Annotated in this window: 18 protein-coding genes; 9 read left to right on the top strand and 9 right to left on the bottom strand. The window is 33.4% G+C overall.

The genetic code is table 11. The features are described from left to right. Positions 1-184 precede the first annotated feature (184 nt). From CHB81_RS21350 to CHB81_RS21325, 6 genes are all read right to left on the bottom strand, one after another. Positions 185-640, bottom strand: coding sequence for a RidA family protein (locus CHB81_RS21350; protein ID WP_089353862.1), 456 nt, complete (start codon positions 638-640; stop codon positions 185-187). 130 nt (positions 641-770) lie between these two features. Next, a complete protein-coding gene (locus CHB81_RS21345; protein ID WP_089353861.1) occupies positions 771-1,223 on the bottom strand; it encodes a DinB family protein in 453 nt (150 codons plus the stop codon). A 48-nt stretch (positions 1,224-1,271) separates the two neighbouring features. Continuing rightward, positions 1,272-1,754, bottom strand: coding sequence for a GyrI-like domain-containing protein (locus tag CHB81_RS21340; RefSeq protein WP_089353860.1), 483 nt, complete (start codon positions 1,752-1,754; stop codon positions 1,272-1,274). Between the two features lie 12 nt (positions 1,755-1,766). Beyond that, the gene (locus tag CHB81_RS21335) at positions 1,767-2,588 is read right to left on the bottom strand and encodes a DUF4249 domain-containing protein (protein WP_089353859.1); all 822 of its coding nucleotides are present in this window, start codon (positions 2,586-2,588) and stop codon (positions 1,767-1,769) included. A gap of 34 nt (positions 2,589-2,622) precedes the next feature. Continuing rightward, on the bottom strand, positions 2,623-5,004 hold the full coding sequence (locus CHB81_RS21330) for a TonB-dependent receptor (RefSeq protein WP_089353858.1): 2,382 nt from the start codon (positions 5,002-5,004) through the stop codon (positions 2,623-2,625). A gap of 224 nt (positions 5,005-5,228) precedes the next feature. Next, positions 5,229-7,451, bottom strand: coding sequence for an NADP-dependent isocitrate dehydrogenase (locus CHB81_RS21325; RefSeq protein ID WP_089353857.1), 2,223 nt, complete (start codon positions 7,449-7,451; stop codon positions 5,229-5,231). Between the two features lie 403 nt (positions 7,452-7,854). Between CHB81_RS21325 and CHB81_RS21320 the strand changes: the two genes are divergently transcribed. After that, entirely contained in the window at positions 7,855-8,268 is a 414-nt protein-coding gene (locus CHB81_RS21320) for a helix-turn-helix transcriptional regulator (protein WP_089353856.1), read from the top strand. A gap of 548 nt (positions 8,269-8,816) precedes the next feature. Here the strand turns inward: CHB81_RS21320 and rplS are convergent. Both rplS and trmD read right to left on the bottom strand, forming a co-directional pair. Continuing rightward, entirely contained in the window at positions 8,817-9,167 is a 351-nt protein-coding gene (gene rplS / locus CHB81_RS21315; protein WP_055098496.1) for a 50S ribosomal protein L19, read from the bottom strand. Positions 9,168-9,428: 261 nt separating this feature from the next. Further along, on the bottom strand, positions 9,429-10,109 hold the full coding sequence (gene trmD / locus CHB81_RS21310; RefSeq protein WP_089353855.1) for a tRNA (guanosine(37)-N1)-methyltransferase TrmD: 681 nt from the start codon (positions 10,107-10,109) through the stop codon (positions 9,429-9,431). A gap of 222 nt (positions 10,110-10,331) precedes the next feature. On the opposite strand from trmD, the gene CHB81_RS21305 reads away from it, so the two are divergent. From CHB81_RS21305 to CHB81_RS21270, 8 genes are all read left to right on the top strand, one after another. Then, positions 10,332-10,796: a nuclear transport factor 2 family protein gene (locus CHB81_RS21305; protein ID WP_089353854.1), complete on the top strand. Its 465-nt coding sequence runs from the start codon at positions 10,332-10,334 to the stop codon at positions 10,794-10,796. Positions 10,797-11,244: 448 nt separating this feature from the next. Further along, positions 11,245-12,117: an archaemetzincin gene (locus CHB81_RS21300; protein WP_089353853.1), complete on the top strand. Its 873-nt coding sequence runs from the start codon at positions 11,245-11,247 to the stop codon at positions 12,115-12,117. 3 nt (positions 12,118-12,120) lie between these two features. Further along, the gene (locus tag CHB81_RS21295; protein ID WP_089353852.1) at positions 12,121-12,657 is read left to right on the top strand and encodes an NADPH-dependent FMN reductase; all 537 of its coding nucleotides are present in this window, start codon (positions 12,121-12,123) and stop codon (positions 12,655-12,657) included. Between the two features lie 55 nt (positions 12,658-12,712). Next, positions 12,713-13,585, top strand: coding sequence for a sugar phosphate isomerase/epimerase (locus CHB81_RS21290; protein ID WP_089353851.1), 873 nt, complete (start codon positions 12,713-12,715; stop codon positions 13,583-13,585). A 50-nt stretch (positions 13,586-13,635) separates the two neighbouring features. Further along, on the top strand, positions 13,636-13,986 hold the full coding sequence (locus CHB81_RS21285; protein WP_089353850.1) for a cupin domain-containing protein: 351 nt from the start codon (positions 13,636-13,638) through the stop codon (positions 13,984-13,986). Between the two features lie 142 nt (positions 13,987-14,128). Continuing rightward, positions 14,129-15,277: an MFS transporter gene (locus CHB81_RS21280; RefSeq protein ID WP_254921216.1), complete on the top strand. Its 1,149-nt coding sequence runs from the start codon at positions 14,129-14,131 to the stop codon at positions 15,275-15,277. Positions 15,278-15,337: 60 nt separating this feature from the next. Beyond that, complete coding sequence (locus tag CHB81_RS21275) at positions 15,338-16,270, top strand: peptidylprolyl isomerase (RefSeq protein WP_089353848.1); 933 nt, start codon at positions 15,338-15,340, stop codon at positions 16,268-16,270. A 95-nt stretch (positions 16,271-16,365) separates the two neighbouring features. After that, positions 16,366-16,677, top strand: a complete 312-nt coding sequence (locus CHB81_RS21270) for a cytochrome c (RefSeq protein ID WP_089353894.1) — start codon at positions 16,366-16,368, stop codon at positions 16,675-16,677. Positions 16,678-16,790: 113 nt separating this feature from the next. Here the strand turns inward: CHB81_RS21270 and CHB81_RS21265 are convergent, their stop codons facing one another. Further along, positions 16,791-17,186 (bottom strand): GreA/GreB family elongation factor, encoded by a 396-nt coding sequence (locus tag CHB81_RS21265; RefSeq protein ID WP_089353847.1) that lies wholly within the window; start codon positions 17,184-17,186, stop codon positions 16,791-16,793. Positions 17,187-17,472 lie beyond the last annotated feature (286 nt).

Raw genomic sequence — 17,472 nt, 5'->3', positions numbered from 1 at the left:
AAATGTGCTGCAAATGTACGAAAGGAAAGGATTGTAGATGTTAGATTTTAAATTTTAGATTTTTTTTTGACGGAGATTATTAAGATTAAAGGATTTATTTACGTTGTCTTTGTTTTTTACCATTAAGATATTAAGTTTCATTAAGCCCAAACTTAATTTGCTTAATATCTTAAATGGCGAAAAATCATTTTGCTTTGAAAGCGGTTGCATCGACTTCGATTAACATTCCGTCGATGGCTAATTTTGAAACGGGTATTAATGTGCTTGAGGGAAATGGTTTGTTTTTCCAGACTTTAGTGATTTCTTCGTTCCAAATTTTTAGTTTTTCAGAGGAATGGTCTACAATTAGAATCGTTATTTTCATGACATTCTCTGGTTTTAGGCTGTAACTGTCAAGAACTGTTACGATGTTTTGCAAGGCGATTTTTGTTTGTTCTCTAAAGTCGTTGCTTAATATGTGCTCTTTTCCTAATCCACCGCTTTGTCCGGAAATATAAACAAGTTCGCCAGGAGTTGAAACGGATGATGCGTGACTAAAACCGTAAGGTGTTGGATCAAATAATGACAGAGGATTTTTGAAAGTTTGTGCTTTTATAGCAAATACAGAAAGGGAAAGTAAAGTAAGAAGTAAGTGTTTCATGTCTCTAAATTTTGAATTAAGTACTGGCAAAGGTTGCTTAATTCTAAATCTTTAACATTTACATATGTTGAGGTTTGAGAGATTTTTCTTTTACCATAAAAAATGCCCTCAATTTAAGGGCATTTATAAGTTAGTTTACAAAATCTAACAATCTTCTGTGATAGTTGATTTGCCCTAAATGATAGGCTAAATGTGTAGAAAGATGTACAAGAAAAAAGCCTGTTGTCATTTCTTTTTCGAAAACAATTAAAGGATAAATCTCTTCTAAATCTTTAACAGATAAGCTGTCAAGCGTTTTATCAACGACTTGTATGGTGTCTTCTATTTTTGCAATTAATTCTGATTGTGGAACATTTTTAAGAGAAAATTCTAAAGGGCGATCTCGGACATAATCTGTTTTGCCAAGTTGATTTCCTATATAAAGATTGATGTTTCCCATAAGGTGTAAACAAAGATTTCCTGCTGAATTGGAAATTTGTTTATCAATTGCCCAAATCTGACTTTCATTTTGATAGGATTCGATTTCGAGTTTTAATTTGTTGAGATCTCGATCAAAAAGTGATTTTAAGGTTTCGATTAGCATGATTTTTTTGTTTTTTAAACGTAGATTAGTTTTAATTGAGATAAGATATTAATCTTTATTTTTTATAGGAATCCAGATTTCTTCTTCAGAATCAGGATCGTCTTTTTTGTGTTTTTCATCCATTACGGCAAAATGTGGTCTTTCGTCAATTGTGTAATCAGAGTTTGGGAGCCATTCTACAAAAATGGAATGATAGGTTTTGTGTCCTTCGCTTGCGGGGCCTTTATGAATAAAAACGGCATATAATCCGGTAGAAATTATTAAGGTTTCCATGTCTTTGGGGATTATATCAAAATCTGAAACTTCTACTGCTGCCCATTTTTGGAAAGTGTTACTTGCTTCAAAATTATCAAAATGTCCAACAGGAAAAACTTCAAGCGAATACAAATTCGAATTGAGGACATTTTTAATTTCTTTTCTTCTTGGCATAAAACTATTCCATAATTGAAAGGTTTTATTTTCTATAAACGACATTTCAATGTGTTTACCAAGAAGTTTTTTTTCGGTAAAAATTTTGATTTGGGCTTCCATTTTTTTTCTTAATTATTCGATTTTGTATTTTTTTGTAACGGTTTCACAAAGGGAAAAATACCCTAAAGGATAATTTGCTTTATCGGTTGTATTGATAATGTTTCCTTTTACGGTTGCAGGTGGCGACTGAAACGGCCCACCAACATTACTTCCGGCAATACTAACCAATATTGTCATGTAATTATAGTATTGTTTTGAAATTCCATAATGGGTTATTTCAATGGTATTTCCAATCTCTAAATCATCGTCATTTGATTTACTAAAAAACTCATTTCCCTGATAGAACTTGTCTTCATCAGCATAATAGGTAGAAGTTACTTTATTGGAGTATAAATATTTGTAAAGATAATAATTGTCTGCATCACCCGGATCATTATAATAGGCTCTAATTTCAATATCAGTTCCTGCAATTCCGCCTTCATTATTTTGTTCTATTCGCGTTATTGGAGCGACAGATTTTAGGGTTTCACTGGCGGTATAAGTGTTTCCCTGACTAATTACCGTGAGTGTGTATTGCTCGTCTATTTTTGGTTCGAAGTTCTTACATATATATTTACCTGTTTTAGGAACTTCAATAAAATTAAATTGCTGATTTGTGCTGTTTTTGATAAAAACAGTTGCTCCAGTAACTATCGGAATTTTGTTTTCAAAATACCCTGTAGTCGTAGTTAATTTTATGACTTGTTGGTTTCCAACGGTTCCTTTTTCCCAATTGATGGCGGCTTCGATTACTAATTTTGGCGGTGCTGTGTCTAAATCTACATCTACAACCTCTTCACAACTTGCGAAGAAAAGTGATATAAAAAATACGATTAATAAGGTTGCTTTTTTCATGGTATATTTTTTATTTCTTTGAAAGAAAATGGTTTTAAAATTTAAAATTATAACTAACAGCCGGCACAATTCCAAAAATTGAGGTTTGTACTGCTTCATTTGCACCGGTATCGATATTCTGGCGGAAATTTATAGAAGCTGCATTATGGCGATTGTATAAGTTGTAAATACTAAAAACCCATTCTCCTTTCCAGTTTCTGCCTTTGTTTGTTCGAGGTGTTAAAGTTGCCGAAATATCTAAATGGTGATAAGCGGGCAATCGATTTTCGTTTCTCAATGCATAACTCGGAACTGTGATTCCCAAATATTCGTATTGTGAGTTTGGGTATGTAACCGGCTGACCGGATTGCAAAGCAAAGTTAGCACCAAAAGACCATTTTTCGTTTAAATTATAAGAAGATGTTACAGCAAGATTATGTCTTTTGTCGTAAGGAGAATTATACCATTGACCATTATTTATCCCAGTTTCTTCAGGCGTTCTTCCCGGAGTCTGTTGTTCTGATTTTGATAGGGTATAAGAGATCCAGCCGTTCAATTTACCTTCGTTTTTCTTCAGCATAATTTCTAAACCGTAAGCGCGCATGTGTCCGTTTAAAATGACTTGCTCAATGGCTTCATTTGCAATTAAATTGGCACCATCAATATAATCGAGTCTGTTTTGGATTTTTTTGTAATAGGCTTCTGCTTCAAATGAATAAGCTCCGTTATTAATATTTTTGAAATAACCCAACGCAACCTGATCTGCAATTTGCGGTTTGATATAGTTATCACTTGGCATCCAGACGTCCAGCGGAGTAGGAGATGAGGTATTCGATATTAATTGAAGATATTGTGCCATGCGGTTATAGCTGGCTTTTATGGACTGGTCATCATTTAGCTGATATGAAACGGCAAATCTAGGTTCTAAGTTGTTATAGCTTTCAATGACTTTGTTTTTACTGTAATATTTAGTAGAAGTTGGTATGCCTTTTTCGTAAATCTGCATGTCTGTATTGAAAGTTACAGGCTCATTATTATCATAATAATTAATAGTTGATGCACCTAAACGGTAAAATAAACTATAACGCAATCCATAAGAAACGGTGATTTTTTTTGAAAGTTGATTCTCGGCTTCAATATAAGCGGCGGGTTCAAAGGCGTATTTTTTATCTAATTGATCCGGATTTATTCCGGATTTAGCATTTGTTGGTTTTATAGTTCCCGGATTGAATTCGTAATAAATTCCGTTTATACCATAATTCAGTTTGAATTTATCTGAAATGTAGTTCTTGAAATCGTATTTAATATTGTAATTTTTAATTCCGGAATCCCAATTGAAACCTACAAAGTTTAGGTCAAGTCCGTAATAATAATCACTGTAAATCAAAGATAAATTGGCAAATAATTTATCAGAATACAGGTGATTCCAACGCAGGTTTAAAGTTGAATTTCCGTACGTATTCGTAAAACTTTTATTCAGGCTAAAAACATCACGACCAAAATAACCGGATAAATACAAGCTGTTATTATCATTTAGTTTATAGCTTAATTTGGTGTTTAAGTCATAAAAATAAGCTGAATTGTCTTTATTCTTTTCGGACAGTTTTAAGAATAAATGGGCATAAGAAGCTCTTCCGCCAATTAAAAAAGAGCCTTTATCTTTTACCAAAGGTCCTTCGGCAAGAATTCGGCTGGAAACCAGACCAATTCCGCCATTTACATGAAATTCTTTACTATTTCCGTCTTTTTGGTAAATATCTAAAACAGAAGAAGCTCTTCCGCCATAGCGAGCGGGGATTCCGCCTTTATACAATTTTAAATCCTTAATGGCATCCGGATTAAAAACAGAGAAAAATCCAAAAACGTGCGATGAATTAAAAATCGTAGCCTCGTCTAATAAAATCAGGTTTTGATCTGCTCCGCCACCTCGTACATTGAATCCTGATGCGCCTTCGCCAGCATTTGTAACTCCGGGAAGCAATAAAATAGATTTTAAAACGTCGACTTCGCCCATAACCACCGGCATTTTCTTGATAGTAGCAATAGACAGTTTATTGGTACTCATTTCCGGTGATTTGATATTGATTTTTCTTTTGTTGTCCGTAATTACAACTTCTTGCAGTTCTTCGCCGCCTTCGTTAATGGCAAAATTATTTTTTGTATTTTGATTTAAAACAATTGTTTTCTGAATGGTTTTATAGCCAACATAACTAATTTCGATTTCATATTCTCCTTTGGGAGCTGTAAGCGAATAAAAACCGTATTCGTTTGTCGTGGTTCCAATTTTTAAAGACGGAATATAGATATTTACTCCAATTAAGGTTTCATTGTTTTTATAATCAGTTATGGTACCGCTTAGGGTGAATTTTTCCTGAGAGAATGAAGTTAAGGTTATGAAAAGTAGAAAAAATAGAAGCCCAATTTTTTTAGTAATCATTGTCTTGGTTTTGAAACACATAGTTAACAATTCTTGCTAAATATAACTACGGAACGTTTGTTAAACATTAGTTAAGAATAATTTGTTTTTTAAAGATACAGAGGTTCAAAGATACAGAGGTTCAGAGTTTTTGGTTTAAAACAAAAAAAAGACAACTTTATAAAAGTTGTCTTTTTTTTATAATATCGTAGAGACGCACAGCGGTGCGTCTCGTAACTTATGTATTATTTTATTTCAGCAATAATAGAGTTGAAAGTTGCACTTGGACGCATTGCTTTGCTTACTAACTCGGGAGTTGGTTGGTAATAACCACCAAGAGTTTGAGGTTTTCCTTGTGCACCAATTAATTCAGCATCGATTTTAGCTTCATTAGCTTCAAGTTCAGCAGCGATTGGAGTAAAGATTGCTTTCAATTCTGCATCTTTGTTTTGAGCTGCCAATGCTTGTGCCCAATATAAGGCAAGGTAAAAGTGAGAACCGCGGTTGTCAATTTGACCTACTTTACGAGCTGGAGATTTATCGTTAGCAAGGAATTTATCATTTGCTTCGTCAAGAGTTTCAGATAAAATAATTGCTTTAGAGTTGTCTAAAGTTTGTCCTAAATGCTCTAAAGAAGCACCAAGAGCTAAAAATTCTCCTAATGAATCCCAACGTAAATATCCTTCTTCTGTAAATTGCTCAACGTGTTTAGGAGCAGAACCTCCGGCACCAGTTTCGAACAATCCACCACCATTCATTAACGGAACGATAGACAACATTTTAGCTGAAGTTCCTAATTCTAAAATTGGGAATAAGTCAGTTAAGTAATCACGTAAAACGTTTCCTGTTACAGAGATAGTGTCTAAACCTTTGATGATTCTGTCTAAAGTAAATTCTGTAGCAGCAACTGGGTTTAAGATACGGATATCAAGATTTACGGTATTGTAATCTTTAAGGTATTTTTGAACTTTTGCGATCAATTCTCTGTCATGCGCTCTGTTTTCGTCTAACCAGAAAACAGCAGGAGTATCAGATAAACGAGCTCTGTTTACAGCTAGTTTAACCCAGTCCTGAATAGGAGCGTCTTTTGCCTGACACATTCTGAAAATGTCATTGGCTTCAACGTCTTGCTCCATTAAAACAGTTCCTTTATTGTCTACAACACGAACAACACCGTCTCCTTTTACCTGGAAAGTTTTGTCGTGAGATCCGTATTCTTCTGCCTTTTGAGCCATTAAACCTACGTTAGGAACACTTCCCATTGTTTTAGGATCAAAAGCACCGTGTTTTTTACAGAAATCAATAGTTGCAGTATAAATTCCAGAATAAGCACGATCCGGAATAAGAGCGATTGTATCTTGTTGTTTTCCGTCTTTGTTGTACATCTGTCCAGAAGTACGAATCATTGCCGGCATAGAAGCATCTACAATAACATCAGATGGAACGTGTAAGTTTGTAATTCCTTTATCAGAATTTACCATTGCTAAAGCTGGACCGTTTTCGATCGCTTTAGTAATATCGGCTTCAACTTCAGCCTGCTCAGGTCTTCCTGCAATTTTTGCATAGATATCACCTAAACCATTTCTTGTATCAATATTTAATTCAGCAAATAAAGCTTCGTATTTTTTGAAAAGATCAGCAAAATAAACTTCAACGATAGCGCCAAAGATAATTGGATCTGAAACTTTCATCATAGTAGCTTTTAAATGCACAGAAAGTAAAACACCTTCTTTTTTAGCATCTGCAATTGCATCAGCAGCAAAAGCTTTTAATTTTTTTACACTCAAAACTGAGCTGTCAATTATTTCACCTGCTTTAAGCGGAGTACTTGCTTTAAGAACAGTTGTTGTGCCGTCTTTTGCAACAAACTCGATTTTTACATCGTCAGCGTCTGCAACAGTAAGTGATTTTTCACTTCCGTAGAAATCACCGTTTGGCATTGAAGCAACTTTAGTTTTTGAGTCAGCAGACCAAGCACCCATTGAATGCGGATTTGCTTTTGCAAAGTTTTTTACTGCTCTTGGTGCTCTACGATCAGAGTTTCCTTCACGTAAAACCGGATTTACAGCAGAACCTAAAACTTTAGCATATTTTGCCTTAATTTCTTTTTCGGCATCGTTTTGAGGATCTTCAGGGAAATTAGGGATTTTGTAACCGTGAGATTGTAATTCAGCAATAGCAGCTTTCAATTGCGGTACAGATGCCGAAATGTTTGGTAATTTGATGATGTTAGCTTCAGGTTGTGTCGCTAATTGACCTAATTCAGCCAAAGCATCTCCAGTTTTTTGAGCATCGGTTAAAAGCTCAGGAAAATTCGATAAAATTCTACCTGCTAAAGAGATGTCTCTAGTTTCAATAGCAATACCAGCAGTAGCAGTAAATGCTTGAACAATAGGTAAAAAAGAATAAGTCGCTAATAATGGCGCCTCATCAGTTAAGGTGTAATAGATTTTTGAATTCTGTGTCATTTCTTTTTTTTTTTTTATAATCGTATCGCCGAGATTAAGCGATGTAAAGGTATAGTCGGCTCAGAATGAGCGGAGCAAATATAATAAAATCAGTCCGAAAACGGTGTAGTTTTGATGAGAAATGCCGAAATTATCAGATTGTTATTTCGGACTCATTAAATTGCTAAATCGATTATTTTGATATTAAAAAATTGCAGTTTTGATGAATCAGAGTTAAAAGTGAAAGCTTCCGAAAAAGGAAAACGCCAGAAGTTGTAGAAATCCATTTTAGCTTTGATAGTTTTTGTCTGAAAAGTTGTATTTTTGACTAAAATGCAAGAGACATATAACAAATGTAAGATACATTGTTTAATATGTTTTTTACTTGTTGGTTATTATTACGCTTAATCATTATCTTTGAATTATGAGCACACTTACAAAACCAAACCATATAGGGCGAAAAATAAGCTGTATTCGTGAACTTCGTGATATGAAACAGGAAGCTTTGGCACAGGCTTTAGGCATAAGCCAGCAAACTATTTCTACTATTGAAAACAGTGAAACTATAGAGGAAGAAAAACTTGCAGAAATTGCAAAAGCGCTTGGTGTAACTGTCGAAGCAATCAAAAGTTTTTTAGAAGAAAATATGATTAGTTATTTTAATAGTTTCCACGACAATAGTATTAATAACGGTCATTTTGGAAATAATAATCATTATACATTTAATCCATTGGATAAATTAATGGAGACTTTTCATGAAAAAGAAAAGCTTTACGAACGTTTGCTACAAGCTGAAAAAGATAAAATCGAATATTTGGAAAAACTATTAAATAAATAGAATACCAATTTTCATTAAAATACAAACCGATGCTTTATGAGTGTCGGTTTTTTTATTTTGGGCGTGTTCGCCGAAAAAGGCGAACCGGGATATCCGTTTCAAGTCCTCGCAATATTGTTGTTTTGTTCCATCGGAACATTTCATTGGTAGTCCAATAATACGGCGTTTTTTCACGTTCCGTAGGAACGTTTGATTTTATAAATAATATTGGTAAAACATATACAGATTGCCTGTACAATTTCTCAAACGTCCCAATGGGACGATATTTTTCACGATGCATTTTTTTTCTACCGATGAGGTGTTCCGATGGAACACAATCTAAAATATCTTAACTTAATGGCATTGATTTTTATCCCTCACGCAAACCATAAAACAAGAACTTTTGTTTACTAAGCGCAATTATCACTACAATCTCAGAAACCCGACAGGTTTTAAAAAACTGTCGGGTTTGACGTAAACTAGATTCAGGATATTTTAAAAATTAGGCACAAAAAAAAACTCGTTTCAAATAAATGAAACGAGTTTTTTTATAACAAAGAGATAAATGATTATCTTCTTTTATCTTTAATCTTAGCTTTTTTACCAGTAAGTTCTCTGAAGTAGAAAATTCTAGCTCTACGTACAGCTCCTTTTTTGTTGATTTCAATTTTCTGTAAAGCTGGTAAGTTTACTGGAAAGATACGCTCAACTCCAATTGCACCTGACATTTTACGAATAGTAAAAGTTTCTGTGTTACCAGAACCTCTTCTTTGAATAACAACTCCTTTAAAAAACTGAGTTCTTGTTTTTTCACCCTCTTTAATTTCGTAGTAAACTGTGATAGTATCTCCAGCTCCGAAAACAGGGAAATCTTTTTTAGCAACTAATTCGGTTTGAACGAATTTCATTAAATCTGCCATGATATCTTATAATTATGGTTTTTATAGAGCAACATTCACGGATCTCGCCAGAGGTTAGTCTAATTCGGGTGCAAATGTAGAAAATAATTATGAATTATAAATTGTAAATTGTGAATTATTTTAAGTTGCTGATAAATTGAGGGTTAAGGGTGTTTTTTTGTTTGCTTCGCCTGTTCGGTTTTCAGCCTCGGGTCAGGTTTCAAGTTTCAGGTTGGATTGCGCAAAATTGGAACTTGAAACAAAAGAAACCTGAAACAAATTTTAATGTCCCTCCAATAAATCAGGACGTCTGTTCTTCGTATGTTCATACGCCATATCTTCGCGCCATTTGTCAATTTTAGCAAAATGACCACTGGTTAAAACATCTGGAACTTTCCATCCTTTGTAGTCTGCAGGTCTTGTATATATAGGTCCTGAAAGTAAATTGTCCTGAAAACTATCTGTTAATGCCGAAGTTTCATCACTTAAAACACCAGGAATTAACCTAATCAAAGCATCAGATAAAACTAAAGCGCCTAATTCTCCTCCTGATAAAACGTAATCACCAATCGAAATTTCTTTCGTAATAAAATGATCACGCACACGCTGATCTACACCTTTATAATGTCCGCATAAAATGATTATGTTTTCATACATTGACATTGTGTTTGCCATTTTTTGGTTCAGTGTTTCTCCGTCAGGCGACATATAAATGATTTCGTCATATTCACGTTCGCTTTTCAAATGCGTAATACAAGCGTCAATTGGCTGAACAGTCATAACCATTCCGGCGCCACCTCCAAACGGATAATCGTCGACACTTTTTTGTTTGTTCGTAGTATAATCACGCAAATTATGAAAATGAACTTCTACCAGACCTTTGTCTATAGCACGTTTCATGATCGAAGCCTCAAAAGGACTTTTTAATAATTCCGGCAAAATCGTTATAATGTCAATTCGCATTTTTTTTCTTCAATAGTTCTAAGCGGCAAAGATACAAAGTTAATATTTGAGAATTTTAAGATTTTAAAATTGAAATAATTGCTTTTATAAGAATGTTAGAAATGTAATGTTTTGGCTTGTAATTTATTTAAAATCAATGTAATGAAAATTTGGTTATTGGAATTCTTGTACTGATTTTTATTATATTTAAATCATTTTAGAATAATTTAAACTCAAAAGAAGATGAGAAAATTAACAATAATCGCAATTGCAGTTTTTATGTTTATTTCCTGTAACAACCAAAATCAACCAAAAATTGTGGATACAACTCAAAATGAAAAAGTGGTAAAAGAGTACTTTGATCATTTTAATAATCATGATTGGAAAAAGATGTCGGAAATGTATATAGAAACTGCTGATTTTAAAGACCCTTCTTTCGGAAAAGGAATTGTAAAACAAACCCGCAAACAAACTGAAGATAAATATGCGGAGTTAAATAAGATTTTCCCTGATTTACATGATAAAATTATCCAGATTTACCCATCGGGAGAAAAGAATATAATTGTCGAATTTGTTTCAACAGGAACTGCACCGGATAATTCAAAATTAGAACTGCCTATTTGTACCGTTTTCACAATCGAGAACGGATTAATTGCCAAAGATTATACATATTTTGATAACTTTGAAGCAGATACAAGTAAGAAGTAGAAATCTTACCAGGTGTAGTCCCAGAGGGTAATGTCATTAAATTAAGGAAAAATCCAATAGAACAATTTGTTAAGGATAATATCTTTTTGTTTCATCGGAACATTTGGTTGGTAGTAGCCCATTAAACACGACGTTTTTTCACGTTCCGTAGGAACGTTTGATTTTATAAATAATAATTGGAAAAACATATCCAGATTACATATACAATTCCTCAAACGTCCCAATGGGACGATGCTTATCACGATACATTTTTTTCTACCGATGAGGTGTTCCGATGGAACAGAATCTAAAATATCTTAACTTAATGATATTGCCCTACGGGATAATTGTACTGCGGTGTTGATTTTTTTTGAATAATTTGAATAAAAAGTTTAAAAAAAAATTGATAAAAAAAATCAAAAAGAAAAATAAGAATAGCTGTTTTTTGAATATATTTAACAAAAAGTATATGAAGAAAATAGCTATTCTTATTTTTATAATATTTTGTTCCTGTAGCAAAAACAAAGAAGATCAGTATTTTGATTCGATCAAAAATAACGATGTTAAATTATCTACACCCGTTGATGGAGAATGGTTGTTTTCTCATAAAGAAAACGGACAGAGTTTTGAACAGTATAAAGATTCCAAACATATTACTCCAACAAAAGATTCAAATATCATTTATATAAGACCAATTGGGAACTTTAATGTTTTGCAAAAGAAACAAATTGAGTTGATGAATGAATATTTAGAGGTTTTCTTTCAGTTAAAAACAAAAACATTAGAACCTATTTCTAATGATATTGTGCCAATTTCAGCTAGAAGAATTGGGAATGAAGGCAATGAACAATTTTTAGCAGGATATCTTTTAGATAGTATTTTAAAAAAAGAAAAACCCTTGAACGGAATTGCCTTGATGGGACTTTCAGAAGTAGATTTGTTTCCAAAACCGTCATGGAATTATGTTTTTGGTTTGGCGTCTTATCGGGATAAAGTAGGTGTAAGTTCTATTTACAGGTTTCAAGATGGGGAATTAACTTCTGAAAATTTTAATTTATGTTTATCCAGATTATTAAAAACAAGTTCTCATGAAATTGGACATATGTTTGGTTTGCACCATTGTATTACTGCAGATTGTGTCATGAATGGAACTATTAGTTTGGCTGAAACAGATAAAAGTACCATAAGATTATGTTCTGTCTGCCAAAGAAAATTGAATTCCTGTATAAAATATGACAATAAAAAAAGGCTTTTAGATTTAGAAAAATACTTTAAAAAGAATAATTTAAACGACGGATTTGAATTAATGAAAAAAGATATTGACATTGCCGCTATTCGATAAAAAATGAAAACAATAAAAATCCTTGCTATAACTGGCAGTACAAGAAAAAACTCAAGCAATTATAAAATCTTAAAATACATTTCAGAAAAGATAAAACCTGAGTTTGAGGTTGAAATTTTTGAAGATTTGGCTGATATTCCACATTTTAATCCAGATTTAGATAATGAAAATCTGCCCAAAGAAGTCAAAGATTTCAGGAATAAAATTACCTCTGCGGATGGAGTCATAATTTGCACTCCGGAATATGTTTTCAGTTTACCCGGAAGTTTAAAAAATGCTTTGGAATGGTGCGTTTCAACGACTATTTTCTCGAATAAAAAGACAGGTTTAATTACTGCTTCGGCTTCGGGAGAAATGGGACATGAACAGCTGATATTGGTGATGAAAACTCTGGAAGCTAAATTTGATGATTCTACTAAACTACTGATACAGGGCGTTCGTGGAAAAATTAATGAGGAAGGAAAAATCATTAATGAAGAAACGGAAATTGCTCTTCTAAGTTTTATAAATAGTTTTGAAAGACAATTTTTAGTGCCGTAATGAAAAAGTTTTAATTAAAAGATTAGTTTTACTATTCTCAAATTTCAAAGCAAAAATGACTACAAGAAGAAACTTTATCATAAATACCAGTCTGGCTGCAACCGCAGTTTTGGCTCTTCCATCATTAGCCTTTAGTATGAATAAAAAAGAAATTGGATTACAGTTATACACTTTACGGGATGAACTTCCTAAAGATATAAAATCGACTTTAGAAAAAGTTGCTGCAGCGGGATTTACAACTGTCGAAACGTATGGGTTTTCTATCAAAGATCAGTTTTGGGGATTGTCACCAATCGAATTGAAGAAAATACTAGACCAAAACGGACTCAAAGCAGTAAGTGGACATTATAATTTAGGAAGCTTTTTAGAAGACGGAAATACGGCAGAATTACTTCCGGCTATTGAAGCAGCAAAGGTTTTGAATAGCGAGTATTTAACAATTCCGTGGATCAATGAACCTTTTCGAAAAAATATCGCCGATTATAAAATAATTGCCAGCCGTTTGAATCAAGCGGGTAAAGCTTGTACAAATGCAGGTTTAAAACTGGCCTATCACAATCATGATTTTGAATTTCAAAAGCATGACGGAATCACAGGCTATGAAATTCTATTAAAAGAAACCGATAAAGACCTGGTTTATTTTGAGTTGGATTTATACTGGGTTGTTCGCTCAGGAAATGATCCGCTTAAGTTATTTACGGCAAATCCGGGACGTTTTAAAATGTGGCATGTAAAGGATATGGATAAGAAAAATCCAGCTTTAAATACAGAAATAGGCTCCGGTTCTGTAGATTTTAAGAGTATTTTTAAGGAAGTAAAACTATCCGGAATGAAACATTTTTTTGTAGAACAGGAGAATAATTATAATCCAAATCCTTTTGAATCTATTAAAAACAGCTGTGATTTTATTTCTAAAAACTTGATTTAAGCAGAAGCTGGTTTTTTAAAAATAGTATATAAATTCAATTAAAAACAGATATGAAAAGTTTCGGGACAAGCAAAGAATTTATAAAAGGAGATGAACTGGAGTGGGAAGTTGTTGAAGAAGGAATCAAACGCAAAATAATGGCGTATGATGATCGTGTGATGTTGGTTAATGTTTATTTTGAAAAAGGTGGAATTGGCGTTCTGCATGAACATTATCACTCACAGGTAACTTATATTTCCAGCGGAAAATTTGACGTTACGATTTCGGGTGTTACACAAACGCTAAAAGAAGGGGATAGTTTTTATATTCCACCTCATGCAATTCATGGTGTGGTTTGTTTAGAAAGCGGACTTTTGACGGATGTTTTCAGTCCAATTCGGGAAGATTTTATGTCATTATAAGATTTTAAAAATCAGTATAATCCTTAAGAAAAATGTCTAGTTTGTTTCCGAATTTGAAAAATTTATAGATTTTTTAAACTTTTGATAAAGATTAGATTGGTATTTTTGCAAAATGAATTTATCCAAAACGAATGTCTTATTTATGGCAGCTTGCACTGGACTTATAGTTGCAAATCTGTATTACTGCCAACCTTTAATTGTTTTAATTGCCAAAGAATTTAAAATTCAAGAAGATTTCGCAGGTACAATAACGTATCTTACGCAAGCTGGTTATGCGATTGGTCTGTTTTTTATGGTTCCATTAGGCGACAAACTCGAGCGTAAAAAGCAAATTCTAATGACAACTTTTGCCTCCGTAATAGCATTAATCTTAGCGGCAACGGCAAAAAGTTTTTTTCTGCTGCAAATTGCTTCTCTATTAATCGGAATTACTTCAATCGTTCCACAACTAATTTTACCTTTGGCAGCTTCGTTAAGTAGCCCTGAACAACGAGGAAAAGTTATTGGAACCATTATGAGCGGTTTACTTGTTGGTATTTTATTATCACGAACTTTAAGCGGATTTATTGGTCAGATTTTTGGCTGGAGATCTATGTTTTATATCGCTGCAGGAGTTTGTTTGTTGATCTTTTTTGTGATTCAGAATAAATTTCCGGTCAACAAACCTCAGTTTCAAGGAACTTATGGACAGTTGATTCAATCCCTTTTTACGCTTATAAAAACACAACCAATTTTACGTGAAGCTACAATAATTAACGTGTTTAGTTTTGCACAATTTGGAGCTTTCTGGGTTACTATGGTTTTGTTGCTTTCAGGAGAGCCTTTTAATTATAATAGTGCAACAATTGGTTTGTTTGGGATTGTAGGTGCTTCAGGAGCTTTAGCAGCGCCTTTGGTTGGGAAATTAGGAGATAAAGGAGGTTCAAGAGTAGCCGTTGGTTATGGCTGTTTATTGATATTAATTAGTTTTATAATATTTTATTTTTCAATAGAAAGTGTCATCGGAATTGCAATCGGAATTGTATTTATTGACGTAGGAATTCAGGGAGTTCACATCTCTAATCAAACCCGAGTTTATTCGTTGCTTCCCGAAGCCAGAAACAGACTAAATACCGTATTTATGTCATTCAGCTTTTTAGGAACTGCAGCCGGATCTGCTTACGGATTATTATTATGGAAACTGGGCGGATGGCACGCTGTAACTATCGGATGTGTTGGTTTGTCAGCATTGTCATTTGTAGTTTACGGTCTTACTTATAAATCAATCCCGAAGCCTCGGGATAAAAAATAGAAAGCACAAATTGATATAAAATTAATTTGTAAATTTGCAATCAAATTAAAAATAATAACAATGGAAAACGGAATATACGCTAAATTCAACACTAGTAAAGGTTCGATTTTAGTAAAACTTACACATGATTTAACACCAGGAACCGTAGGGAATTTTGTGGCTCTTGCAGAAGGAAATATGGAAAATAAAGTAAAACCTCAAGGACAAAAATTCTATGACGGATTAACATTCCATAGAGTTATTCCTGATTTTATGATCCAGGGTGGTTGTCCAAAAGGAACAGGAACTGGAGATCCAGGTTATAAATTTGATGATGAGTTTCACCCAAGTTTAAAACACGATCGTCCGGGAGTTTTAGCAATGGCAAATTCTGGTCCTGCAACTAACGGTTCTCAATTTTACATTACTCACGTTCCAACTTCTTGGTTAGATGGAAAACATACTGTTTTTGGTCACGTAATCGAAGGTCAGGATATCGTTGATGCTGTTGCTCAAGGTGATTCTCTTGATAATGTAGAAATCATCAGAGTAGGTGAAGAAGCAGAAAAATTCAATGCTATTGAAGCTTTCATCGCTTTAAAAGGTGCTCGTCTTAAACGTGATGCAGCTTTAAAAGCAGAATCTGAAGCAAAAATGGAGCAATTAGCTGCTGGTTTTGATAAAACTGATAGCGGTTTACGTTACAAGATGATCCAAAAAGGAGACGGTAAAAAAGCGGAAGCTGGAAAAACTGTTTCTGTACATTACGAAGGATCTCTTGAAAACGGAAAAGTTTTTGATTCTTCTTATCCACGCAAAAAACCAATCGAATTTAGATTAGGTCAAGGTCAGGTTATTGAAGGATGGGACGAAGGTATTGCTTTATTGCAAGTTGGAGACAAAGCTCGTTTTGTAATTCCATCTGATTTAGGGTATGGAGCTTCAGGTGCAGGAGGAGTTATTCCGCCAAACGCAACTTTGATTTTCGACGTTGAATTAATGGACGTAAAATAAGACTTTTAGATACAATTTAGTATTATTTTAAATAACAATCCCATACGCTTCGGCATATGGGATTTTTTTATATTTACTTAAAAATAAGTAAAGTAATGAAAACAAAAATCTTAATCCTAGCAGCAGTAGTTCTATTTGTAGTATCGTGTGGTACTAAAAAATCAGCTCCTGCTACTCCGGCAACTCCAGCTGTAACTGAGGCTGTAAAAACTACAGAATTAACGCCAGAATTGGCAGCTGGCAAAAGCATGTACGAAAACAATTGCGCAAAATGCCATAAATTATTTGACCCAAAGAAATTTAGTCAGGAAGATTGGAAACCAATTTTAGTAAAAATGCAGAAGAAAGCGAAGTTAGATGATACTCAAATGGCTTCAATATCAAATTATATATCTTCTCAATTGTAAGAAGTTGTTATTGTAGACTTGTAAAAACTATTCAGTAAATTTTTATTGGATAGTTTTTTTTGTTTAAAACAGGATATAAAAAAACACCTTCACGAATGAGGTGTTTAAAAAAATTAAGAAATGCTTTCAGAAGTATTGCTAACCGCAACTATTTTTAAAGTTTTTATTCCGGCTGGCAATTCCCAGTCAACTTCATCATTTTCTTTAAAGCCAATAATAGCAACACTTAAAGGTGCAAGAATTGAGATTTTACTTTGCTTTACATCTGCAAATGAAGGTAAAACGATTTGAATTTTCATTTGTTTGTTTGCTTTTACATCTTCGATAGTTACATAAGAATTGATCCTCACAATCGAGTTGTCTAATTCGCTTTCTTTACTAATAATCGCGCGATCTAATTCTTGCGAAAGCTGATTGGCTTCCTTTGTATTTGTTGAATTTTTACTTTTTAAGATTAAGTCTCTCAAAAACTGATAATCTGTTTTACAGAAGGTGGGTGTTGGTTTCATAACGAGTGTTTTAATTTATATTGTTATTAATTTATTTGAATTTCAATGTTTGTATGATTTCTTTACAGGCTTATAAAAGCATAATTGCTATTCCAAATTGTATAGATACAGATTGGAGTTTTGAAAATAATTATGTTTTGGAAATTTTTGATTGAAAAAACCAAAAAAATATTTGAGAGAGTATTTACTCTTTCAAATAAAATAAATGATTAAATCTTGGTATAAATCCTCCGCCTGAAAGAAGAAATTGAAATAGACGGAGGCCTAATTAATAAAGGCCTTACTA

Source organism: Flavobacterium sp. ov086, from assembly GCF_900187965.1.
Classification (GTDB): domain Bacteria; phylum Bacteroidota; class Bacteroidia; order Flavobacteriales; family Flavobacteriaceae; genus Flavobacterium.
This window is presented reverse-complemented; position numbering and strand designations above follow the sequence as displayed.